Below are 23661 nucleotides of genomic sequence, written 5' to 3'. Positions count from 1 at the left end.
CCTAGAGGTCGACTTCCTTCATCAACATCCCGACCTCGGTGTTCGACAGCCGCCGCAGCCAGCCCGACTTCTGGTCGCCGAGGGTGATCGGCCCGAAGGAGGTGCGCACCAGCTTCTCGACCGGGAAGCCCGCCTCCGCCAGCATGCGGCGCACGATGTGCTTGCGGCCCTCGTGCAGGGTGACCTCGACCAGGTAGTTCTTGCCGGTCTGCTCGACGACCCGGAAGTGGTCCGCGCGCGCGTAGCCGTCCTCCAGCTGAATGCCGTCCTTGAGCTTCTTGCCCAGGTCGCGCGGGATCGGGCCGACGATGGCCGCGAGGTAGGTCTTCTTGACGCCGTACTTGGGGTGCGTGAGGCGGTGGGCCAGCTCGCCGTGGTTGGTGAGCAGGATGACGCCCTCGGTCTCGGTGTCGAGACGGCCGACGTGGAAGAGCCGGGTCTCGCGGTTGGTGACGTAGTCGCCGAGGCACTGACGGCCCTCGGGGTCCTCCATCGTCGAGACGACACCGGCGGGCTTGTTGAGCGAGAAGAACTGGTACGACTGCGTGGCAACGGTCAGGCCGTCGACCTTGATCTCGTCCTTCTCCGGGTCGACGCGCTTGCCCTGCTCCAGGACGATCTCGCCGTTGACCTCGACCCGCGCCTGCTCGACGAGCTCCTCACAGGCACGCCGGGAGCCGTAGCCCGCGCGCGCGAGGACCTTCTGCAGCCGCTCGCCCTCCTGCTCGGCGCCCGAGAAGGTCTTGGGCAGCTTGACGTCCTTCTTGCCGGCGTACCGCTCCCGGTTGCGCTCCTCGGCCCGCGCGTCGTACTCACGGGAACTCGCCGGGGCCGAACGGCCTCGACCGGTGCCGCGCTGCTGGCCCTGCTTGGGCCCGCCCTTGGCGCCGCCGCGCGCGGAGGCACCGCGCCCGGACTTCGGACCGTCCTGGGTGGCCCCGGGGCCTACGTCATAGCGCCGCTCCTCCGGGCGCGGCTTCTTCGGCCGGCCGCCCTGCTTGTCGTCGCGGTTGTTACCGGCGCCACGGTAGTTACCGCGGCCACCGCTGCTCCCGCCGCGGCCGCCGCTGTTGCCACCACGGCTCCCGCCGTTGTTTCCGCTGCTGTTCCTGCCGCTGCTGCTTCGCATCAAAGTTCCGTCTGGTCGTCTACGTCGTCGGTACCCCGGCTCACCGAGGTGCCCGGACCGTCATCGGGAGCGTCCGGGTCGAACGACGGCACCCCTTCCTGGGTCTCGGCCTCGATCGCCTCCGCCTCCGGGAGGAAGGGCGCGAGCTCCGGGAGCTCGTCCAGGCCACGCAGGCCCATCCGCTCCAGGAAGTAGTTCGTCGTCCTGTACAGGATCGCACCTGTTTCGGGTTCCGTGCCCGCCTCCTCGACCAGCCCGCGCTGCAGGAGGGTGCGCATGACACCGTCGCAGTTCACTCCGCGCACCGCCGAGACCCGGCTGCGGCTGACCGGCTGGCGGTACGCGACGACCGCGAGCGTCTCCAGGGCGGCCTGCGTGAGGCGGGCCGTCTGCCCGTCCAGCACCAGCCGCTCAACGGCGGCCGCGTACTCGGAGCGGGTGTAGTAACGCCAGCCGCCCGCGACGAACCGCAGCTCGAAGCCGCGCCCCTGCATCGCGTACTCGTCGGCCAGCTCCCGCAGGGCGTCGGCGATCTGCCGGCGCGGCCGCTCCAGGAGCTTCGCGAGGCGCTCCTCGGTCGCCGGTTCGTCCACGACCATGAGCATCGCCTCCAGGGCGGGCTTGAGGTCGAGGTCCGCGACGGTACGCAGCCCGGCCGGAAGCTCGGTGGTCTCCTCACTCACGCCTTCTTCTCCTCCTCCTTCGGCGGCTCGGGCGGCCGGTCGAACTCGTCGGTCACCCTGGGCGTCTCGTCCCCCTCCCCGCCGGTCCATCGCACCATGAGCTCCCCGAGCGCGGTCTCCTGATCGAGGGCCACGGCCTTCTCGCGGTACAGCTCCAGCAGCGCCAGGAATCGCGCTACGACGGTGAGGGTGTCGTCGGTGTCCTCGACCAGGGCCCGGAAGCTGGCCTCGCCGAGCTCCTTCAGCCGCGCGACGACGATCCCGGCCTGCTCCTGCACGCTCACCAGCGGCGCGTGGATGTGATCGATGTAGACCTGCGGCTTGGGCTTGGGCTGCATCGCCTTGACCGCGAGCTTGGCGAATCCTTCCGCCCCGATGCTGATGACGACCTCGGGCAACAGCTCGGCGTGGTGCGGCTCGAGCCCGACGGTACGGGGGTATCGCCGGGCCTCCTCGTCGAGCCGCCGGCTGAAGATGTCGGCGATCTGCTTGTACGCCCGGTACTGCAGCAGCCGCGCGAACAACAGGTCCCTCGCCTCCAGCAGCGCGAGGTCGGCCTCGTCCTCCACCTCGGCGGAGGGCAGCAGCCGGGCCGCCTTGAGGTCGAGCAGGGTGGCCGCGACCACGAGAAACTCGGTCGTCTCGTCGAGATCCCAGTCCGACCCCATGGCCCGGATGTGCGCCATGAACTCGTCGGTCACCTTGGACAGCGCGACTTCGGTGACGTCGAGCTTGTGCTTGGAGATCAGCTGGAGCAGGAGGTCGAAGGGGCCCTCGAAGTTGGAGAGGCGGACCTTGAAGACACCGTCGTCGGGTTCTTGAGGTCCGGAGACGTCCTCCGGCAGCTCGGGGGCGACCGGCGACGGTTCGGGGGCGGCGGGCGGCTCGGGCGCGGCCTGCGGCGCTTCGACGGCCGTCTCCGGCGGTTCGGCAACCTGCGGCTCATTCTCCGGCCGGTCCGCCTCGGGATCTTCCGGTTCGGCAGCAGGCGCTTCCGCAGGCCCTTCAGGCACCGGGGGAGGAACGGGTGGGCACAACGGCCCACCGGCCTCGTGCCGAGACTCGGCCTCAGGCACCGATTCGCTCTCCGCAGGAGGCGAAAGAACCGGCTTCACCGGCGGAGCCACCGGCGCCGCCCCAGGCCCCCGCCCCAACGCACGCCGACGCCCACCGGAGGCACCGGCGCCGGGGAGGGGAACGTCGTTCGAGGTCATGGCCCCCGCAGGCTACCGCTACCGCCCGCGAAGCCGTCGTACGAGGATGCTGGCGTCTCCTCGGGACTCCAGATCGGCGAGGACCACGGCCACCGCCTCGCGGACGATCCGCCCGCGGTCGACGGCCAGCCCGTGCTCACCGCGGAGCACCAGACGTGCGTGCTCCAGATCCATGAGCTCCTCGGCGGAGACGTACACGGTGATCTTCTCATCGTGCCGTTCGCGGCCACTGGGCCGACGCGAGGCCGTCCGCCCACGCTTGCGCGGCGCCGCGGAAGAGGCGGCAGAAGCAGCGGCACCGGACGAGGCAGAACCGCCGGCGGCACCCGCGGGCGCCCCGGCAGAACCTTCCTGCACCCCCTGGCGCCGCGCGGAGCGCTCCGCGGCCGCAGCCCGGCTGCGCGACTCACCGGCGTCGACGGACTCCGCGTCGGCCGCCACGTGCTCCGCGCCGTCGCCGTCACCGCCCTGCACGGGCACCGACTGCGGCGCGTCCTCGGCCGCGGCGGCGTCGCTCTCCCCCGCGGGAGCCGGCACCCGGGCCTCGCCGTTGGCCGGGCGCCGGGGAGTGGACGGCTGGAGCGCCATACCCCCTGTCGTGCGGAACAGTTCGTCGGCCCCCGGCAGACTCACTCGGCGTGACACCGGGCGAGCACCTCCCTGGCGAGCTGACGATAGGCGGCGGCGCCGACGGAGTTGGAGGCGTACGTGGTGATCGGCTCACCGGCGACGGTGGTCTCCGGGAAGCGCACCGTGCGCCCGATGACCGTGTGGTAGACGTGGTCGTCGAACGCCTCGACGACGCGCGCGAGCACCTCACGGCTGTGCACCGTGCGCGAGTCGTACATCGTGGCGAGGATCCCGTCGAGCTCCAGCTCCGGGTTGAGCCGCTCCTGGACCTTCTCGATGGTCTCCGTCAGCAGCGCGACACCTCGCAGGGCGAAGAACTCGCACTCCAGCGGCACGATCACCTTGTGGGCGGCCGTCAGCGCGTTCACCGTGAGCAGACCCAGCGAGGGCTGGCAGTCGATCACGATGAAGTCGTAGTCCGGCAGCAGCGGCTTCAGGGCGCGCTGGAGCGTGGACTCGCGCGCGACCTCGCTCACCAGCTGGACCTCGGCGGCCGACAGGTCGATGTTGCTCGGCAGCAGGTCCATGTTCGGGACCGCCGTCTTCAGGAGCACCTCGTCCGCCGACATGCCCCGCTCCATGAGCAGGTTGTAGACGGTGAGGTCGAGCTCCATCGGGTTGACGCCGAGGCCGACCGAGAGCGCGCCCTGTGGGTCGAAGTCGACGAGCAGGACCCGGCGTCCGTACTCCGCGAGCGCGGCACCCAGGTTGATGGTCGACGTCGTCTTGCCGACGCCGCCCTTCTGGTTGCACATCGCGATGATCTTCGCGGGACCGTGATCGGTCAGCGGGCCCGGGATCGGGAAGTACGGCAGCGGACGCCCGGTCGGGCCGATGCGCTCGCGGCGCTGGCGGGCAGCGTCGGGCGCGAGCGTGGCCGCGTACTCGGGGTCGGGCTCGTACTCCGCGTCGGGGTCGTAGAAGTGCCCCTCGGGCAGTTCGTCGTAGTCGGCGAAGTGGTTGTGGGGCGCGCCACTTCCGTCGCCGGCCATGGCGTTCACGTGATGGCCATCCATGCTCATGTTTGCTGGCTGAGTCACCCCTGAGGTCAGGTGACCCTGGTGGGCTGCGAAGGTGCGCACCGCGACGGAGCCGACAGCCTCGAATCCCGCGGGACCCTGGCCCCGTACCGGCATTCCTGGTTGACCACCCCCGGGAGAAAATGTCGACTCATTCACAAGTCGTCTTACCTCCTTGGGGACCAGGAAACTTCTAGACAGGTCAGCGTGGCACCATGCCGACGGTTGGCGACTCTATGGCGTGTCGGCGGTCCGCAGCAACACAATCCGCCGGACCGGGCAGATGTGTCGACAATGAAACATCCCGCTGTCAAGGGCGTACGGCCGTCGCACGGCAGGTTTCACCGGTGTACGAATCGGTCGAAGGGTTGCGTTCGAGGCGAGTTGACCGAGAGTCGCAAAGTGACCATACACACATCCGGCCGGACCTTTTCGGGCAAGGTCCGGCCGGGTGCGTACGGTTGACGACTCGTGTTGACGTATCGCCTTTACCAGAAAGTGACTTAACCGATCGGCTCAGCCGAGCAGCGATTCGAGCTCCACGTGCTCCAGGTCGTGCGCCTCCGCGACCTCCCGGTAAACCACCTTGCCGTCATGCGTGTTGAGGCCCTTGGCCAGCGCGGGGTCACGGCGCAGGGCCTCCACCCAGCCGCGGTTGGCCAGTTCGACGATGTACGGCAGCGTGGCGTTGGTCAGCGCGTAGGTGGAGGTGTTGGGCACCGCGCCGGGCATGTTGGCGACGCAGTAGAAGACCGAGTCGTGGACCTGGAAGGTCGGCTCGGCGTGCGTCGTCGGGCGGGAGTCCTCGAAGCAGCCGCCCTGGTCGATCGCGATGTCGACAAGGACACTTCCCGGCTTCATGCGCGAGACCAGCTCGTTGGTGACCAGCTTCGGGGCCTTGGCGCCCGGGATCAGGACGGCGCCGATGACGAGGTCGGCCTCCAGGACGGCCTTCTCGAGCTCGAAGGCGTTGGACATGATCGCCCGGACCTTGGTGCCGAAGACCTTGTCCGCCTCGCGCAGCTTGTTGATGTCGCGGTCGAGCAGTGTGACGTGGAAGCCCATGCCGACGGCGATCTGCGTCGCGTTCCAGCCGGAGACGCCGCCGCCGATGACGACGGCCTTCGCGGGCTGGGTGCCGGGGACACCACCGGGGAGCACGCCACGGCCGCCGGCCGAGCGCATCAGGTGGTAGGCGCCGACCTGCGGGGCGAGGCGGCCCGCGACCTCGGACATGGGGGCGAGCAGCGGGAGCGCACGGCTGGGCAGCTCGACGGTCTCGTATGCGATCGCCGTGGTGCCGGACTCGATGAGCGCGTCCGTGCACTCCTTGGAGGCGGCCAGGTGCAGGTAGGTGAAGAGCGTCTGGTCCTTGCGGAGGCGGTGGTACTCCTCGGCGATGGGCTCCTTGACCTTCAGCAGCAGGTCGGCGGTGGCCCACACCTCGTCGGCGGTCTGCAGGATCCGGGCGCCTGCGGCGATGTACTCGCTGTCCGGGATCGACGAGCCGACACCGGCGCCCTGCTCGATGACGACCTGGTGGCCGTGGCGCACCAGCTCGTGCACGCCGGCGGGGGTGATGGCCACCCGGAACTCGTTGTTCTTGACCTCGCGGGGGATGCCGACCTTCACGTCGATCACGGTCCTTGGCTCAGAGGGTGTGGGGGCATTACAAGACATACCCGTGCATGCAGGGCACACCGGGAGACACCGCAGGAGAAGGTGCGGCAGAGCCAGTCTAATGAAGGTGTTCCCGCTGTCTAGCCTTTCATTGCATCAATCTTCAGCGGATGTACTACGGATTTCGCAGGCGTTAGGGTCGCGTTCCGGCTCGAAAGCGCCTTGCTTGGGCCCAGGCTCGGCCGCATCGGACTCCTGAGGCTCCTCCCCCAGCATCCGCTGGGCAGCGCCCCGGTGCAGCTGCGCCGCCGCGGGATCGCCGAGATGTTCCAGGGTGTCGGCGAGCCGCAAGTACAGCGCCGCGTGCAGCCGTGGGTCCTCGGCGCGCCGCGCCAACTCCACCGCCTCCTGGCAGGTACGCAGCGATTCCTCGGGCCGCCCCGCGTACTCCTGGACCCGCGCCACCTCGCTCAACGCCCGTGCGTGGCCCGCGACATCGCCGTTCTTGCGATGCCCGGCGACCGCGGCCCGCCAGCTGCGCAGCGCCTCGCCGTAGCGGCCGGCATAGGTGTGGGCGGCGCCGATACGGCCGTACAGCCGGGCGGCGTCGGCGCGCTCGCTCCGGGCCAGCCGCTGGGCCAGCGCCCGGCCGAACCAGTCGGCGGCCCGGTCGTAGTCCCCGATCTCCAGGTGGGCGCCGCCTACGGATTCCATCGCGCGACCGGTCGCATACGGGTCGTTTGCCTCCCGTCCGGCGTCCAGCGCGGCCCGATAGCGCCCCAGCGCCGCCTTCGTACGCCCGGTCCGGGCGTCGAGGTCGCCGAGGTTCAGCAGGGCCGCGGCCTTCTCACGGGGCAGGTTGCGGCGTTCGGCCACATCGAGGACCAGGCGGTGGATGCCATACAGGTCGCCCGCGGCCGCCTGGGTGCCGAAGTGCACGACCATGGCCCTGACCAGCTGGGACATCAGGCGCCGGGCCAGGGTGTCCAGCTCCCCGTCGGCGACCGCGGCGCGGGCCGAGGCCAGCAGGGCGGGCCTGCGGATGCCGATCCAGTCCGCAGCCGCCCTGGGGTTGGGGAAACGCAGGGCGCGAGGGGTGTCGAGGAGCTTCTGCCGGGCCTCGGGATCGTCGGTCTCGGTGATCGCCCGGCAGGACTGCAGCAGCCGCAGGGTCCGCTCCAGCATGCGGGCACGCGCCAGCTGGAGCTCGCCGGGGCGGTCCTGGGTCTCGGTGAGGGCCTTGAGGAGGGGGTGCAGGCAGGCCGGGACCTCGTACTGGGGCAGTGGCGAGTCGGCCGCGTGCAGCAGGCCGAGGGCGACAAAGTCCTCCAGGGTGGTGTGGGCGCCGTCGACCGAGCTGCCGGCGAGGGCGGATGCGGTGTGCGGGTCGACGAGGCCACCCGGGGCGAGGGAGAGCAGCCGCAGTATCCGGGCGGCGGGGCCCGGTAGGGACGCGTAGACGAGGCGGAAGACCCGGCTGAGCGGTGTGCCCTCGTCGCCCTCGGCATGCACCTGCTTGGCGAGATCGGCGACGGCCGCCTTGGGCCGGGCGGCGAGCCAGCCGCCCGCCAGCTTCAGCGCGGCGGGCTGGCCCTGGCAGACCTCGGCGAGGCTCTCGGCAGCCCGTGGGTCGACGGTGATGCGGACCGAGCCGGCGTACCGGGACAGCAGCTCCACCGCCGACTTGGTGTCCAGGCCGCCCAGCGTGCAGGGCCGCACGCCCGAGATCCCGGTCAGCGGGCCGTGGGAGACGGCCACGACCAGGCACTCCGGGGTGTCCGGCAGCAGGGCGTCGACCTGCTCCGCCTCGGCCGCGTCGTCGAGCAGGAGCAGGATCCGGCGCCCGGCCAGAGCCTCGCGCAGGGCCGCCGTGAGCTCGTCCTCGGCGGCGCCGGCCGGGGTCGGCCGGTCCAGGGCGGTGAGCAGTTCGCGGGCGGTGCGCTCGACGGGGACGGGGGTGCCGTCGGGCTCGCTCAGGCGGGCGCGCAGCACGCCGTCCGCGTAACGGTCCGCCACCTGCCGTACCAGTTCCGCGGCGAGCGCGGTGCGACCCGAGCCGGGACGGCCGGCGATGAGCAGCACGCGCGCGCGTGGCGCCTTGCGGCCGGAGAGGGTGTCCAGACCCGCACGCTCGATGTCGGCGAGGAGCTCTTTCAACTCGCGGGTGCGGCCCAGGAATTGAGTGGGGGATTCCATGTCTGCCGCCCGCCCGCCGGATGCGACCGCCTGTTCCGCCACCGTCATACTCCCTTCCCGCCGAGGGCGGGTTGCCGCAAGAGCACCACACGTGTCCCCGGCGATCCGTATGCTGGCCGGGCACACACCCGAGTCCTGCAGGCACCATTCCGGCTGCGGCCGGTGGACCCGGTTTTTCGGGATGCTGACGGTGTGATGACCGCCGGGCTGACATGCCCGAGCTGCGGGGCGCAGCCCATCGCCTCTGCATCCTTCGCGGATGCTGGACGCGGACTGGGCATCGAAGCCATCGGTGCTCCCGAACTGCAAGCCTGTCGCTTCGGCTACGGGCAGTGGGCAGCCTAGTTCACGCGCTGCGACGATCGCGTCGGAGCACAACGGGAAAGTCCCCCGATCGGATCATCCGACCGGAGGTCTCCCGGTGCTGCTTCCGATGCTGGATCAGGACTCGAAGGGGCGCGCGGGCCAGGGCGCCTCAGCCGGACGGAGCGCGTCGAGCCCGTCGCCGCTCCTCGCGGCGGCCAGCGACAGCGCGCCCACGACGAGGCAGTTGTTGTGCAACTCGCCCGCGAGTACCGCCCGGACGAGCTCGTCGACGGGCATGCGCGCGTGCTCCATGTCGGCCTCCTCGTCCTCCACCTCGAAGCGCTCCCCGTCGGCCTCGGACAGATTGCGGGCGAGGAAGATCCGTACGGCCTCGTCGCAGCCGCCGGGCGTGGTGTACACGTCGGTCAGCACCCGCCAGTCCTCGGCCTTGACGTGCGCCTCCTCGTACAGCTCGCGCTGGGCGGCGTGCAGCGGGTTCTCACCGGGGATGTCGAGCAGGCCGGCCGGGATCTCCCACAGCTTCTGCCGCACCGGGTGGCGGTACTGCTTGATGAGCAGGACGCGGTCCTCGTCGTCCAGGGCGAGGACGGCCACCGAGCCCGGGTGGACCTGGTAGTCGCGCCGGACCACCGAGCCGTCGGGCATGACCACGTCGTCCGTGCGGACGGAGGTCTTGTTGCCCACGAAGGGGGTGTCCGTCGCCCGGACCTCGCACTGCTCGGGGGTGTCCTTGATCGTCATGCCCTGCCCTTCCACGTGCGCAAAGAAAACCGGGGTGCGCACCTTTGAAGGTTTGCACCCCGGCCACCGTACAACTCTCGTGTTACTTCGAATTCTTGCCGACGCCCTCGCCCTGCTGGCGCGCACCCTCAGCCCGCTGGCGCTCGACAGCCGCCTTCACGAGCCCCGCGAACAGCGGGTGCGGACGCGTCGGGCGCGAGCGCAGCTCGGGGTGGGCCTGCGTGGCCACCAGGTAGGGGTGGACCTCGCGCGGGTACTCCACGTACTCGACGAGCTTGCCGTCGGGCGACGTGCCGGAGAACAGGATTCCGGCCTTCTTCTCCAGCTCCGCCCGGTAGGCGTTGTTCACCTCGTACCGGTGACGGTGCCGCTCCTCGACGTACTCCTTGCCGTCGTACACCTCACGCACGATCGAGCCCTCGGCCAGCTTGGCCGGGTACATGCCGAGCCGCATGGTGCCGCCCATGTCGCCCTCACCGGCGACGATGTCGAGCTGCTCGGCCATCGTGGAGATGACCGGGTGGGAGGTGGCGGGGTCGAACTCGGTGGAGTTGGCGTCGCCGATGTCGGCGAGGTGGCGGGCCGCCTCGATGACGATGCACTGCAGGCCCAGGCACAGGCCCAGCAGCGGGATCCTGTTCTCGCGGGCGTACTTGATCGCGCCGACCTTGCCGAGCACACCGCGGTCGCCGAAGCCGCCCGGGATGCAGATGCCGTCCACGTCGGCGAGCTGCTGCTTGGCCCCGGCCGGGGTCTTGCAGTCGTCCGAGGTGACCCACTTGATCTTCACGCGGGCCTTGTTGGCGAAGCCGCCCGCGCGCAGCGCCTCGGTGACCGAGAGGTAGGCGTCGGGCAGGTCGATGTACTTGCCGACCAGCGCGAGGGTGATCTCGTGGTCGGGGTTGTGGACGCGGTCGAGCAGGTCGTCCCAGGTCGTCCAGTCCACGTCGCGGAACGGCAGGTCCAGCTTGCGGACGACGTAGGCGTCCAGGCCCTCACCGTGCACGGTCTTCGGGATGTCGTAGATCGAGCGGGCGTCGGGGCAGGCGACCACGGCCGCCTCGTCGACGTCGCACATCAGGCTGATCTTCCGCTTGATCGCGGTCGGCACCTCACGGTCGCAGCGCAGCACGATCGCGTCTGGCTGAATACCGATGTTGCGCAGAGCCGCAACCGAGTGCTGGGTCGGCTTCGTCTTCAGCTCTCCCGAGGGGCCGATGTACGGCAGGAGCGAGATGTGGACGACGAAGACGTTGTCACGACCGACCTCGTGACGGACCTGGCGGACGGTCTCCAGGAACGGCAGCGACTCGATGTCGCCCACCGTGCCGCCGACCTCCGTGATCACGACGTCGACCTCGTCCGTCGCCATGCGGCGGATGCGGTGCTTGATCTCGTTGGTGATGTGCGGGATGACCTGCACGGTGTCGCCGAGGTACTCGCCGCGGCGTTCCTTGGCGATCACCGTCGAGTACACCTGGCCGGTGGTGACGTTCGCGGAGCCGTCCAGGTCGCGGTCGAGGAAGCGCTCGTAGTGGCCGATGTCCAGGTCGGTCTCGGCGCCGTCGTTGGTGACGAACACCTCACCGTGCTGGAAGGGGTTCATCGTGCCAGGGTCGACATTGAGGTACGGGTCCAGCTTCTGCATGACGACGCGCAGGCCCCGCGCCTTGAGCAGCATGCCGAGGCTGGAGGCCGTCAGGCCCTTGCCGAGCGAGGAGGCGACACCCCCGGTGACGAAGATGTGCTTGGTCGTCGTGGCTGTGCTGTTTCGAAAAGCAGCGGGCGGCATGGCCAAAGGGGGGCTCCCGTGGTCGCGGTCTGGGGTGCGGTACGGCTGTGTGACCGGAGAGTTCTCCGGGGTCGCCGTCGCTGCGGTTCGGGGGTTTTTCTCCCACCGGTCCACGGGCTACCAGGGTATCAGCGACGGGGACCGATGGCTTCCGGCCACGCTCCGCACACGAGTCGCCACGTTCCTGCACAGGCGCCTCGGTTTCTCACCCCTTGCTCACCCGTTCGGCCGACCCGGGTTGCCCGGAGCGGCACGCAGATCATCTACGTGCGTCGTATCCTGCTCGGACATTCGCTGCCGAGCCCGGCCGGCAACACGGCACCACCCCTCGCCCGTAACCACCGGAACAACGAGAGCTCGTCAGTTCGTTGAGCAGAGATTGTTGAGAAGAGACTGTCGTTTTGCCTCACGGCCGAGACGACTGCTTTGCTTCACCGCTCAACGACGCATTACAAAACCCACCCCTTGACCGCACTAGCGAGAGCCCCCTTGCCAGAAGAGGGGGTGACGTGGCCGTTCGACTGGAGTTGCACGTGGCCGGGCGCATCGAAGACTACGCACTCATCGGAGACATGCAGACCGCAGCGCTGGTCTGCCGGGACGGCACAGTGGACTGGCTGTGCCTGCCCCGCTTCGACTCGCATGCCATCTTCGCCGGCCTGCTGGGCACCGAGGAACACGGCTTCTGGCGGCTCGGTCCCGCCCACGCCTCCGACGCCGAACCGCCCACCGCGGCCCGCAGAAGCTACCGCGGTGACTCCCTGATCCTGGAGTCCGAGTGGGACACGCCGCGCGGCACGGTCCGGGTGATCGACTTCATGCCCCCGCGTGACGGGGCGCCCCAGCTGATCCGGATCGTGGAGGGCGTCTCGGGCCGGGTGCCGATGCGCTCGGCGCTCAGGATGCGCTTCTCGTACGGCCGGATCGTGCCGTGGGTGCACAAGCACGAGGGGCGCACGGTGGCCGTCGCGGGCCCGGACTCGGTGTGGTTCGACACCGACCGCGAGACGTACGGCAAGTCGCTGACGACGTACTCCGACTTCACGGTCGGACCGGGCGACCGCTTCGCGTTCACGATCTCCTGGCAGGCCTCGCACAAGGAGCCGCCGCCGCTGCCGGAGCCGGAGCAGTCGCTGGAGGCGACGGAGGACTTCTGGCGGGAGTGGGTCGAGCACTGCACGTACCACGGGCCGTACCGCGAGGCGGTCATCCGCTCGCTGATCACGCTGAAGGCGCTGACGTACGCCCCCACCGGCGGCATCGTCGCCGCGCCCACCACCTCCCTGCCGGAGGAGATCGGCGGCGTGCGCAACTGGGACTACCGCTACACCTGGCTGCGCGACGCGGCGATCACCCTGTCCTCGCTGCTGCGCACCGGCTACCGCGAGGAGGCTCGCGCCTGGCGCGAGTGGCTGCTGCGGGCGGTCGCCGGCGACCCGGAGAACCTGCAGATCATGTACGGCATCGCGGGCGAGCGTGAGCTCGGCGAGGCCGAGCTGGACTGGCTTCCCGGCTACGAGAACTCCGCACCGGTCCGGGTCGGCAACGGCGCCGCGCACCAGCTCCAGCTGGACGTGTACGGCGAGGTCACCGAGGCCCTGCACCTGGCCCACATGACCGGCCTGGCCCGCAGCGACTACGCCTCGCTGCTCCAGCTCAAGCTCATCCGCTACCTCGAGGACCACTGGGACCAGCCCGACGAGGGCATCTGGGAGGTGCGCGGGCCGCGCCGGCACTTCGTGCACTCCAAGGTCATGGCCTGGGTCGCCGTCGACCGCACGATCAAGCTCATCGAGTCCGGCGACGCCGACGGGCCGCTGGAGCGCTGGCGCGAGCTGCGCGACGACATCCACCGGGACGTGTGTGAGAAGGGTTACGACAAGGAGCGCAACACCTTCACGCAGTCGTACGGCTCGAAGGAGCTGGACGCCTCCCTGCTGCTGATCCCGCAGATGGGCTTCCTGCCGCCGGACGACAAGCGTGTCATCGGCACCATCGAGGCGATCCAGCGCGAGCTGTCCACAGCGGACGGCTTCATCCTGCGCTACCCGACGCAGGGCGAGGACGAGGGCGTCGACGGGCTCCCCGGTGACGAGGGCGCCTTCCTGGCCTGCTCGTTCTGGATGGCGGACGACCTGGCGATGATCGGCCGCGTCGACGAGGCCCGCAAGCTCTTCGAGAAGCTGCTCTCCCTGCGCAACGACCTCGGTCTGCTGGCCGAGGAGTGGGACCCGCGCCTGCAGCGCCAGGTCGGCAACTTCCCGCAGGCCTTCAGCCACGTTCCGCTGATCGACACCGCCCTGCGACTGACGGCGTCCGGGGCGTACGGCGGCTGAGCAGGGCCGCGGTACCGCCGCATCGCCGTACCGCTCGACAGGACGGACGTGACGCGCCCGCCTAGCCTGGAAGCAGGCGATTGCCCCTTGCCTTGCCGCTTGTCGGAAGGGGGCGGCCATGGCTTCCCACTCGAAGGCGGGCGCGGCCCTCGCCGCGCTGCGTGAGGATCTCGCCGGTGATGTGTTCGCGCCGGGGGATTTCGGCTACGACGACGCCCGGGTCGTCTTCAACACCATGATCGACCGGCGGCCCGCGGTGATCGCGCAGTGCGTGGACGAGGACGACGTCGTGCGGGCCGTGCGGTTCGGGCGGGAGCTGGACCTCAACATCGCGGTCCGCGGCGGCGGGCACAGCGTCGCGGGAATGGCGCTGAACGACAACGGCCTGGTCATCGACCTGCGCCATATGCGCGCGGTCACCGTGCACCCCGGGGCCGAGGCGGTACGGGTCGCGGGCGGGGCCACGATGAGCGACCTGGACCGCGCCTGCCAGGTGTACGGCCTCGCCACGACCGGCGGCCGGGCCTCGACCACCGGCGTCGGCGGCTTCGTCCTCGGCGGCGGCACCGGCTGGCTGGACCGGTGGTGCGGGCTCGCCGTGGACAACCTGCTCGGTGTGGAACTCGTCACCTCCGACGGCAGCCGGGTGCATGCCAACGCGGACGAGAACCCGGACCTGTTCTGGGCCCTGCACGGCGGAGGTGGCAACTTCGGCATCGCCACCGCGATCACCCTGAAGCTGTACGAGCTGCCCGAGTTCGCCATCGCGCTGCTGCTGTACCGGCCGGAGCTCGGACCGGACGCCGTCCGCACCTTCCGCGACGTGATCGAGTCCGGCCCCGACGAGGTGGGCGGCGGCATCCTGCACTTCACCGGCCCGCCCGAGGACTTCGTACCGCCGCCCCTCGTCGGCTCACTGGTGTGCTGTGCGCTCCTGACGTACGCCGGTGCCGAACAGGACATGCGCAAGTACGCCGAGCCGCTGCTGGCGCTGCCGCACGAGGCGGAGATCGTCGGCGCGATGCCGTACGCCGACGTGCAGTGCATGATCGACGATCCGCCCGGTATGCGGCACTACTGGTCGGCGGAGTATCTGACGGGCGCGCCGGACGACTTCGTGGACGTGTACTGCGCCGACGGGCGGTCCATGCCCGTACCGACCGGCACCCAGCACGTCCTGCTCCCGCAGGGTGGCGCGATCGCCGCCGGACCGCACGAGTACCCGGTGCCCTACCGGGACGCGCCCTGGGCGGTGCACCCGTACGGCATGTGGCAGGACGCGGCGGACGACGAGCGGTGCAGGCAGTGGGTGCGCGGCGTCCGCGCCGACGTGCGGCCGTGGAGCACCGGCGCGGTGTACCTGAACTTCATCGGCGACGAGGGCCCGGAGCGGGTGGTGGCCGGTCTGGGCGCCGAGAACACCCGGCGGCTGGCGGAACTGAAGCGGCGCTATGACCCCGACAACGTCTTCCGGTTCAACCACAACATCAGGCCGGCCTGAGCGCCGTCACCAGGCTTGCCTGAATGCCGTCAGCGTCCGCTCCCCGCCCGGATCGCCTGCCGTCGCCGGGACGAGGGCGATCTCGTCGAGTCCGGCCTCGGCATACTCCTCGACACGCGCGCGTACGGCGTCCAGGTCACCCACCAGCCCGACCATGTCGGCCGCCGCAGCGGGCAGCGCGCGGACCAGGGTGCCGGGGTCGGCACCGGTGCGGGCCAGCTCGACCGCCTCCCTGAAACCGGCCGCCTCGAACATGTCGCTGTAGCCCGGCACCGTCAGATACCCGGCGATGCTCCGCAGGACCTGCGCGAGGGACTGAGGGTCCGGATCGACGGCGGCAGGCAGCCAGGCGGCCAGGGTCGGCGGCGCCGTACGGCCCGCGCGCTCGGCGGCCGCTTCGAGTTTCGCCCGCAGCATGCGGACCTGTTCCGGCGAGACGAGGTCGAGCAGCATGCGGTCGGAGTGCGCTGCCGCCGTGGCGATCGCTCGGTCGCCGAACGCCGCCACGGTGAGCGGGCCGCCTGGAGGCGGGAGGCGGCGCGGAAAGGCACTGCCCGGGACGACCGGCTCGCCGGGCTTGCCGTGCAGGAGGACGCGCAAGGCTGCCGCCGAGGCCTCCATCGCCGCCGCGGGCCGCACTCGCGGCACCCCGTGCACGCCCTCCACCACCCGCTTGCTGGACGTCCCCAGCGCCACCCCGACCGGCCTCCCGGTGACGGCGGCGACCGAGGCGGCACCCCGCGCGATACCGAACGGCTCACGCACCGACACCGCCACGGGACCGGCCGTCAGCGCGACCCGCTCGGTGGCCCGCCCGATCGCCGCGGCGAGGACGAAGGAGTCCCAGGTCGGCCCCTCCCCCGCCCACACCTCGCAGTACCCGAGCCGATCGGCGACCACCGCCACCCGCAACGGCTCCTCGACCTCACTGTCGTCCTCCCGTGCCACGGCAACCACGCTGAAGTCCATACAGGCGCCGCTACCCCGCCGCACGCGCCGTAACCGGCTTCTCCTCCCGTAACGGTCCGGATATGTCGTGGAAGCGTGACCGCGGGTAGCGTCCGGCTCATGGACAGCGGTACGGGCGGTACGGACAGCGGCTTCGGCACCCACGGCGCCGGGATCACCGTGCGGCGGGCTCTGGAGCTGCCCGGCCTGCGCAGCGGGCTCCCCGAGGTCCTGGCGGGCGCCGACCGGCTGGGGCGGACCGTGCGCTGGGTGCACGCGGGCGAGGTGCCCCACATCGCCTCCCTGCTGAAGGGCGGGGAGCTGCTACTGACCACCGGCTACGGCCTCGGTACGCGTCCGGCCGACCAGCGCGCGTTCGTGCGCACCCTGGCCGAGCGCGGCATCGCGGCCCTCGTCATCGAGCTGGGCCCGCGCTTCACACGCCTGCCCGCCACGCTGGTCGACACGGCACGTACGGCCGGTCTGCCGCTGATCCAGCTGCACCGCGAGGTGCCTTTCGTGACGGTCACCGAGGAGATCCACACCGAGATCGTCAACGGCCACTACGCGCTGCTGCAACGGGCGGAGGAGGTGCACCGCCGGTGCACGGAAGCACTGCTCGGCGGCGGCGGTGTGCCCCAGGTGCTCGGCATCCTGGCCGACTTCGGCGGCAACCCGGTCTTCCTGGAGACGACGGACGGCCGGCTGCTGTACGCCGCCGGGGCCGGGCCCGAGGGGGCGGATCCGTTGCAGGTATGGGAAGGGCTGCGGGGGCAGCACAAGGACGCGCCGCCGCCCGCCGGGGCGGTGCTCGTGGATGTTCCGGGGGGCGGCCCGGGGACGGGCTCGGTCCGGGCCCGACTCGTGCTCCTCCCCGTGCGCGGCCCTCTGGCGCCCGTACACCGGATCGCCGCCGAGCGGGCCGCGGGCATCCTGGCCGTGGTGCTGATGCAGGCACGCCAGGAGGAGGAGCTGGCGGCACGCGGTCGCGGCGACTTCCTGACCGACCTCGCGGAGGGCCGGATCGCCGCCGAGGACGCCCCGGCACAGGCGCGCGTACTGGGCTTCAAGCCCGGTGACAGCCCGCTGCTGCCGGTCGTGATGCGGCTGGGGGACGCGCTGTCCCCCAGCGGCGGCTGGGCGGTACTGGCGCGCGCGGTCGGCGAGGAGCTGGCGTCCGTAGGAGTTCCGGTCCTGCTGGGCGTACGCCCGGTCGAGGGCCGCGTCCCCCTGCTCCTGGGCCTGCGTGCGGAGTCGGACCGGTCGGCGGTCGCGGACCGGGTCGCGGCGGCGCTGCGGGCCGGTGTCGAGCGGGCCGGGATCCAGCGGCCGGGCGCGCAGCCGCCGGTCGTGGTCGTCGGCGTCGCGGGCAGCTGGGCGACTGCGTCGGCGGGCCTCAGGCACGCGGCGGAGACGGCGACGGCGGCGCAGGGCCTGTCCGACCGCCCCTGGTACGACGCCCGGCGCCTGGACATCGACCTGCTGCTGTGGCGGCTGCGCGACCACCCGGACCTCGCGGCCTTCGTGGACCGCGCGATCGGCCCGCTCCGCGACCATGACAACCGCTCCCGGCCGCCTCTGCTGCCCACCCTGGAGACGTACTTGGCGCACGCGGGTCGCAAGGCGGAGACGGCCCGCGAGCTGCACCTCAACCGACAGACGCTCTACAACCGCCTCGCCCGCATCGGCGAGTTGCTCGGCACCGACCTCGACGACCCACAGACGGTGCTGGCGTTGAGCCTGGCGCTGCGGGCGCGAAGGCATGCGGGATAGAGGGCAGAAGGGTAGAGGGGTAAAAGAGGTAGAGGGGTCGAGGAGTAGAGACGCGTCCGGCGTCTAGATCATGGGCTGCGGCTGCGTCAACTCGTCGTACACGCTGAGCACTTGGGCAACCGTCTCGTCCTCGGTCGGCCAGGTCGCCGCCTGCCGCCCGCCCCGCTCCTTGAGGAGTTCCCGGCGCTCGGAGTCGCCGAGCAGCCGTACGACGGCGTCGGCGAGTGCCTCCGGGTCGCCGTACGGGACGAGTTCGGCCGCGTCACCGACGAGCTCCGGCACGCCGCCGACCTCGGTGGCGACGAGCGGCACGCGCGCGTGGAGGGCCTCCTGGGCGAGGACGGACCGCGACTCCCAACTGCTCGGCAGGAGCGCGACGTCGGCGGCGGCGAGCAGCTCGGAGACGTCGTCACGCCGTCCGATGAGCCGTACGGGCAGCCCCTCGTCCTCGATCCGCTGCTGCAGAGCGGCCCGCAGCGCCCCCTCCCCCGCGATCACGACCAACGGCACGGGATCGAGCCGCAGCCACGCGCGCGAGGCGTCCAGCAGCACGTCGTACCCGCGATGCCGCTCCAGCGAGCCGACGGCGATCAGCAACGGGCGTCCGGTGGCCCCGAGTTCGGCCCGCACCTTGGGCCGCAGCCGGTCGGGGTCGTCGCGCTCGACGGCACGGCCCGGCCCGGGCATCGCGACGGCGGCGAGGCGGGCGTCCCGCGCACCGGTCCGGCGGGCCCGGTCCACGAGCGCCGATGTGGTCCCGAGCACGACGGAGGCGGCCTTGACGACCCGCCGCTCCAACAGCCGTACGAGATGGGCGCGGGCCCCCTCTGCATGCGCCCGGTCGTGCCAGGTGACGACGAGCGGAGTACGCCGCCCGCTGAGCGCGAGCACGGCACGGAAGGAGGCGTGCAGCCCGTGCGCGTGCACCAGGTCGGCGTCGGCGCACGCCGCCCGCAGGGCCGCCACGGAGGCGGGGTCGCTGCTGCGTGGCACGTGTACGTGCTCGGCGCCGGCCCCGGTGAAGTCGTAGGCACGATCGGCCTCGACAGGGGCACACACGGTGACCCGCACGCCCCGCGCGACCAGGCCCGAGGCCAGCGATCGCACATGCGCGCTACTGCCGGCGTTGCCGCCGCCCAGCACCTGCACGGTGCGCAGCGACGACTGGCCGTGCGGTGAGTGGCTGCTCACGGGGGTCACGTGGCCGGGGCTCCTGGTTCGGGTCGGGCGGTCACGAAGAAAGTACAGAAGGATCGGGCGGAGGGGGTGTACCGCGAGATCCCTACGCGTACGACGTGTTTACGCCAAGGATGCCAGGACGTACGGCTGTTCCGGGCACGGCGGGTGGGCGAAAGCGGCGCAGACGCCGGGCAACGCGACGGGCCGAGTCACCTGCACGAGTGAGGCAGGGTGGGGGGTGTGGCCGAACATGCGCACGTGGAGCATGCCTCGGCGGGGGCACATCGCGAAGAGGCCGCGCCCACAGACTCGGTGACCACGCGTCGGCACGGCAGTTGCGCAACACAGAGCGACAGCGCGACGACTCTGACGGCCCAGTACGGCATGGAGGAGCCGCTCCCCGAGATCCTCGCCGGCCAACGGCCACGACGCTTCCGCACCCGCCGTGAAGCCTCGCGAGCGCCACCCGGACGACCACAGGCGGCGCGGAGTGACACGGCCGGGGGCCACGGCGACGCACGGCCCGTTCCACCGGTGCTCGCGCTACACGTCCGCCCGAGCCGTCGCCAGCAACTCCTCCGCGTGTGCCCGCGCGGTCTCCGAGTCCTCCTGCCCGGCGAGCATCCGGGACAGCTCCCGCACCCGCTCCTCGCCCTCCAGCACCTTCACCCCGGACCGGGTGACCGACCCGTCGTTGGTCTTCTCGACGAGCAACTGCCGGTCGGCGAAGGCAGCGACCTGCGGCAGGTGGGTCACGACGACGACCTGCGCGGTCCTCGCCAGCCGGGCCAACCGCCGCCCGATCTCCACGGCCGCCTTGCCGCCGACGCCGGCGTCGACCTCGTCGAAGAGATACGTCGGCACGGGATCGGTCCCCGCGAACACGACCTCGACGGCGAGCATCACGCGCGAGAGCTCACCGCCGGACGCGCCCTTGGCGATGGGCCGGGGCGGCGCTCCCGGATGCGGAGCGAGCAGCAGCTCGACCTCGTCCGCACCCGACGGCCCGTAGGCGACCGCACGCCCGCCGACCTCCACGCCCTCGGGATCCTCGGTCTGCCGGATGTCGAAGGACACGCGCGCGTGCGGCATCGCGAGCGAGGCCAGCTCCGCCGTCACCGCGGCGGCGAACCGCTCGGCGGCGTCCGTCCGCGCATCGGTCAACGCCTGCGCCAGCCCGCCCAGCTCGGCCCGCAGCGCATCCCGCTCGGCGGTCAACTCGTCGATGCGCTCGTCGTCGCTGTCCAGCTCGGTCAGCCGCGCCGCGCTCTCCTCGGCCCAGGCGAGCACGGAGGCGACGTTCTCGCCGTACTTCCGCGTGAGCCCGTTCAGCGCGGCCCGCCGTTCCTCGACGGCCGCGAGCCGCAGCGGGTCCGCGTCCAGATCATCGGCGTACCCGGCCAACTCCCCGGCGACATCGCCCAGCAGGATCCCGATCTCCCCGATCCGCTCCGCCAGCGCGGCCAGCGCCGGATCGTGCGACCGCACGGCGTCCAGGGCCCGCTGCGCACCGGCGACAAGCGTCGCGGCGTCGATGCCCTCGGGGTCCTCCGGGTTGCCGGCGAGCGCGGCGTGAGCGGCCGTGGCGGCCGACGACAGCGCCTCCGCGTGCCCCAGCCGCTCGGCCTCCTCCGCGAGCTCCACGTCCTCCCCGGCCCGCGGCTCGACACCCGCGATCTCGTCGAGCCCGAACCGCAGCATGTCGGCTTCCTGAGCCCGCTCACGCGCGCGTGTCACGATCTCGTCGAGCTCGACAGAGACGGCCCGCAGCCGCCGGTAGGCCTCGGTGTACTTGGCGAGCGGCACAGCGACGGAATCCCCCGCGTACCGGTCGAGCGCCTGTCGCTGCCGGGCCAGCTTCAGCAAGCCCTGCTGATCGGTCTGCCCGTGCACGGCCACCAGCTCGTCGGCGAGCTCGGCCAGCATCCCCACGGGCACACTGCGCCCACCGAGATGCGCCCGCGACCGCCCCTCGGCGGAAACGGTACGGCTGATCAGCAACGCCCCGTCGTCGAGCTCGGCCCCCGCCTCCTCGACCCGTACGACGACCGGCGCGCCCGAAGGCACGGCGATCCGCCCCTCCACGACCGCCTTCTCGGCCCCGATCCGCACGAGCGCCGGGTCCGCCCGCCCACCGAGCAACAGCCCCAGGCTGGTGACCACCATGGTCTTGCCCGCACCTGTCTCACCCGTGACAGCGGTGAATCCCGGCGACAGCTCGACGACCGCATCGTCGATGACTCCGAGCGACCGTATCCGCATCTCCTCCAACACGGACACGACCTTACGAGGTCGGGGGCGGAGAGTGCGACGGCCCCCGGCCTCAGTCATGTGAAGGTCCAGGTGACGAATGTGTATCGGCAGCACATTGTCACCCAGGCGAGTGTCACTTCCCTCAGGGGCGCGGGGCTGTATCGATGTGCGGCTCCGCCGCGTGGGCGCGAGCAACCACGAACCACCCGCAGCCGCCCGCGCTCCGGCACAACCCCCCACAGACGGCTAGTGAGGCGCCCCCCGCCACCCAGAAACCGGCAACGCAAACTTCGCCACCAACCGATCAGTGAACGAAGCATGATGCAGCCGAGCCAACCGCACCGGCACAGCCCCCCGCCGCACCTCGACCCGCGCCCCCGGCGGCAACTCCACAGTCCGCCGCCCGTCACACCACAACACTCCCGGCGGAATGTGTGGCAGAACCTCCACCGCCAGCACAGAATCCGGCGAGGTCACCAACGGCTTGGCAAACAGCGCGTGCGCCGAAATCGGCACCATCAACAGCGCCTCGACCTCAGGCCACACCACAGGCCCACCCGCGGAGAAGGCATACGCCGTCGACCCGGTCGGAGTCGACAGCACGATGCCGTCGCACCCGAACCCCGTCACCGGCCGCCCATCGATCTCCAGCACGACCTCGAGCAGCTTCTCGGCGCCGGCCTTCTGCACGGCCGCCTCGTTCAGCGCCCAGTCGGTATGCACGATGTCGCCGTTCTGATGCACGACGACGTCGACGGTCATCCGCTCCTCGACCTCGTACGCCTTGGTCACCACCCGGTCGACAACCTTGTCGAGGTCGTCCCGCTCGGCCTCCGCGAGGAACCCGACGCGTCCGAGGTTGACGCCGAGCATCGGCACGCCGGACGCCCGCGCGAACTCGGCGCCCCGCAGCAGCGTCCCGTCACCGCCCAGCACTATCAGCAGCTCGCACCCGTCGAGGCACTGCGGAGTGGCCTCCTTGACGAGCTTCACCTCGTCCGGCAGCGGCAGATCCTCGGCCTCCGCCTCCAGCACCCGCACGCCGATGCCCGAGCGCAGCAGGCCCTTGACCACCAGCTCGGCGCTGCGAATGGCCGCGGGCCGCCCGGTGTGGGCGAGCAGAAAGACAGTACGAGCTCGGTTCTGTGTCAACGCGGCCCCTCCGCAACTGCACGGTCAACGTCGGCCGGGTCCAGGGCGGGCGCCCCGGCACTCAGCCACAGAAAGTACTCGACATTCCCGGAGGGTCCGGGCAACGGACTGGCCGTGACCCCCTTCACCCCGAGCCCGAGTTCCCACGCCTTCTCGGCCACGCCGCGCACGGCCTCGGCCCGCAGCTGGGGGCTGCGGACGACCCCGCCGCTTCCCAGCCGTTCCTTCCCCACCTCGAACTGCGGCTTGACCATCATCACCAGGTCCGCGTTCGGCTTCACGCACCGCACCAGGGCGGGCAGCACCAGTCCGAGCGGGATGAAGGACAGATCCCCCACGACAAGATCCACTGGCTCCCCATCGATCGCTTCGAGCGTCAACTCGCGTACGTTCGTACGGTCCTTGACGGTGACGCGTTCATCACTCTGGAGAGTCCAGGCGAGTTGTCCGTATCCGACGTCGACGGCCACGACATGGGCGGCACCCGACCGCAGCAGGACGTCGGTGAAACCCCCGGTCGACGCGCCGGCGTCCAGCGCCCGCCGCCCTTCCACCACGAGCCCCTGGGGTACGAAGACCTCCAGCGCGCCCGCGAGCTTGTGCCCGCCCCGCGACACGTACTCGGGATCACTGCCGTCGGTCGCGACGACGATCGCCGCCGCGGTCTCCACCTGCGTGGCCGGCTTGGTCGCGACGGTCTTGCCGACGGAGACCCGCCCCGCGGCGATCAGCTGGCTGGCGTGCTCGCGCGAGCGCGCGAGCTTCCGGCGGACCAGCTCCGCGTCGAGACGACGGCGTGCGACTCCTGCCACGTTCGGTTCAGCTCCTGTGCTCGTACGGCAATCGATGGGTGTGACCCGAAGGGTCTCGTTGAGGGGTGGTGGTCGGGTGGCGGGTGGGAGCCGGAGGTCCCGGGTGGGCGTCGAGCGCGGTGAGCGCGTCGCGCAGCCCCCCGTGTACATCCTCGTACACCTCGATGTGCCCGTCCGTGGCGAGGTGGTCGGTATCGCCCAACCGCTCGAGCTGGGCGTCGACGTCGGCGTTGCCGGTGGGGGTGCGGGGGACGTTCAGCGGGGCGGGGGCGGCGGACCTGGGGGTATCCGCCCGGGTTGGGGGATCGTGGGGTGGCCGCTTGCGGTCGTGGCGAGCAGCGCAGACGCCTGCTGCC

Annotated in this window: 18 protein-coding genes; 3 read left to right on the top strand and 15 right to left on the bottom strand. The window is 71.3% G+C overall.

All coding sequences use genetic code 11. The annotated features are described in order from the left end of the window. Position 1: 1 nt before the first annotated feature. The 9 genes from ADL12_RS43980 to ADL12_RS43940 all read right to left on the bottom strand — a co-directional run bounded on the left by ADL12_RS43980 (position 2) and on the right by ADL12_RS43940 (position 11351). The gene (locus ADL12_RS43980; protein ID WP_062714066.1) at positions 2-1129 is read right to left on the bottom strand and encodes a pseudouridine synthase; all 1128 of its coding nucleotides are present in this window, start codon (positions 1127-1129) and stop codon (positions 2-4) included. Further along, positions 1129-1812: an SMC-Scp complex subunit ScpB gene (gene scpB, locus ADL12_RS43975; RefSeq protein ID WP_062714064.1), complete on the bottom strand. Its 684-nt coding sequence runs from the start codon at positions 1810-1812 to the stop codon at positions 1129-1131. The genes ADL12_RS43980 and scpB overlap by 1 nt, the downstream gene beginning before the upstream one ends. Further along, positions 1809-3026, bottom strand: a complete 1218-nt coding sequence (locus tag ADL12_RS43970; RefSeq protein ID WP_208614746.1) for a segregation and condensation protein A — start codon at positions 3024-3026, stop codon at positions 1809-1811. Before ADL12_RS43970 ends, scpB begins: the two co-directional genes overlap by 4 nt. Before the next feature lie 18 nt (positions 3027-3044). Continuing rightward, positions 3045-3671, bottom strand: a complete 627-nt coding sequence (locus ADL12_RS43965; protein ID WP_079052606.1) for a hypothetical protein — start codon at positions 3669-3671, stop codon at positions 3045-3047. Beyond that, positions 3656-4792, bottom strand: a complete 1137-nt coding sequence (locus tag ADL12_RS43960; RefSeq protein WP_079052605.1) for a ParA family protein — start codon at positions 4790-4792, stop codon at positions 3656-3658. Before ADL12_RS43960 ends, ADL12_RS43965 begins: the two co-directional genes overlap by 16 nt. 399 nt (positions 4793-5191) lie before the next feature. Beyond that, positions 5192-6307 (bottom strand): alanine dehydrogenase, encoded by a 1116-nt coding sequence (gene ald, locus ADL12_RS43955; RefSeq protein ID WP_159053482.1) that lies wholly within the window; start codon positions 6305-6307, stop codon positions 5192-5194. Positions 6308-6451: 144 nt separating this feature from the next. Next, entirely contained in the window at positions 6452-8533 is a 2082-nt protein-coding gene (locus ADL12_RS43950; RefSeq protein WP_062714106.1) for a tetratricopeptide repeat protein, read from the bottom strand. Between the two features lie 399 nt (positions 8534-8932). Beyond that, entirely contained in the window at positions 8933-9559 is a 627-nt protein-coding gene (locus ADL12_RS43945) for an NUDIX domain-containing protein (protein ID WP_062714053.1), read from the bottom strand. 82 nt (positions 9560-9641) lie between these two features. Beyond that, on the bottom strand, positions 9642-11351 hold the full coding sequence (locus tag ADL12_RS43940) for a CTP synthase (RefSeq protein WP_062714051.1): 1710 nt from the start codon (positions 11349-11351) through the stop codon (positions 9642-9644). A 533-nt stretch (positions 11352-11884) separates the two neighbouring features. Here ADL12_RS43940 and ADL12_RS43935 point away from each other — a divergent pair. Both ADL12_RS43935 and ADL12_RS43930 read left to right on the top strand, forming a co-directional pair. After that, a complete protein-coding gene (locus ADL12_RS43935) occupies positions 11885-13687 on the top strand; it encodes a glycoside hydrolase family 15 protein (RefSeq protein ID WP_062714049.1) in 1803 nt (600 codons plus the stop codon). A 118-nt stretch (positions 13688-13805) separates the two neighbouring features. Then, on the top strand, positions 13806-15188 hold the full coding sequence (locus ADL12_RS43930; RefSeq protein WP_062714047.1) for an FAD-binding oxidoreductase: 1383 nt from the start codon (positions 13806-13808) through the stop codon (positions 15186-15188). A gap of 6 nt (positions 15189-15194) precedes the next feature. Here the strand turns inward: ADL12_RS43930 and ADL12_RS43925 are convergent, their stop codons facing one another. Further along, positions 15195-16157, bottom strand: coding sequence for an LLM class F420-dependent oxidoreductase (locus ADL12_RS43925; protein WP_062714045.1), 963 nt, complete (start codon positions 16155-16157; stop codon positions 15195-15197). A gap of 99 nt (positions 16158-16256) precedes the next feature. Here ADL12_RS43925 and ADL12_RS43920 point away from each other — a divergent pair, with 99 nt between their 5' ends. Beyond that, entirely contained in the window at positions 16257-17909 is a 1653-nt protein-coding gene (locus tag ADL12_RS43920) for a PucR family transcriptional regulator (protein WP_062714043.1), read from the top strand. A 63-nt stretch (positions 17910-17972) separates the two neighbouring features. Here the strand turns inward: ADL12_RS43920 and ADL12_RS43915 are convergent, their stop codons facing one another. The 5 genes from ADL12_RS43915 to ADL12_RS51990 form a co-directional block, all read right to left on the bottom strand. After that, positions 17973-19109: a glycosyltransferase family 4 protein gene (locus ADL12_RS43915; protein WP_062714040.1), complete on the bottom strand. Its 1137-nt coding sequence runs from the start codon at positions 19107-19109 to the stop codon at positions 17973-17975. 522 nt (positions 19110-19631) lie between these two features. Continuing rightward, positions 19632-21350 (bottom strand): DNA repair protein RecN, encoded by a 1719-nt coding sequence (gene recN, locus ADL12_RS43910; RefSeq protein ID WP_062714038.1) that lies wholly within the window; start codon positions 21348-21350, stop codon positions 19632-19634. A gap of 237 nt (positions 21351-21587) precedes the next feature. After that, positions 21588-22493 carry an NAD kinase gene (locus ADL12_RS43905; protein ID WP_062714036.1) on the bottom strand — a complete coding sequence of 302 codons (906 nt, stop codon included), beginning with the start codon at positions 22491-22493 and terminating at the stop codon, positions 21588-21590. Beyond that, positions 22490-23305, bottom strand: a complete 816-nt coding sequence (locus ADL12_RS43900) for a TlyA family RNA methyltransferase (protein WP_062714033.1) — start codon at positions 23303-23305, stop codon at positions 22490-22492. Before ADL12_RS43900 ends, ADL12_RS43905 begins: the two co-directional genes overlap by 4 nt. A 7-nt stretch (positions 23306-23312) precedes the next feature. Next, positions 23313-23661 (bottom strand): hypothetical protein (locus tag ADL12_RS51990; protein ID WP_244188265.1); only part of this gene is annotated, 349 nt, incomplete at its 5' end.

Source organism: Streptomyces regalis (assembly GCF_001509475.1).
Classification (GTDB): Bacteria; Actinomycetota; Actinomycetes; order Streptomycetales; family Streptomycetaceae; genus Streptomyces; species Streptomyces regalis.
This window is presented reverse-complemented; position numbering and strand designations above follow the sequence as displayed.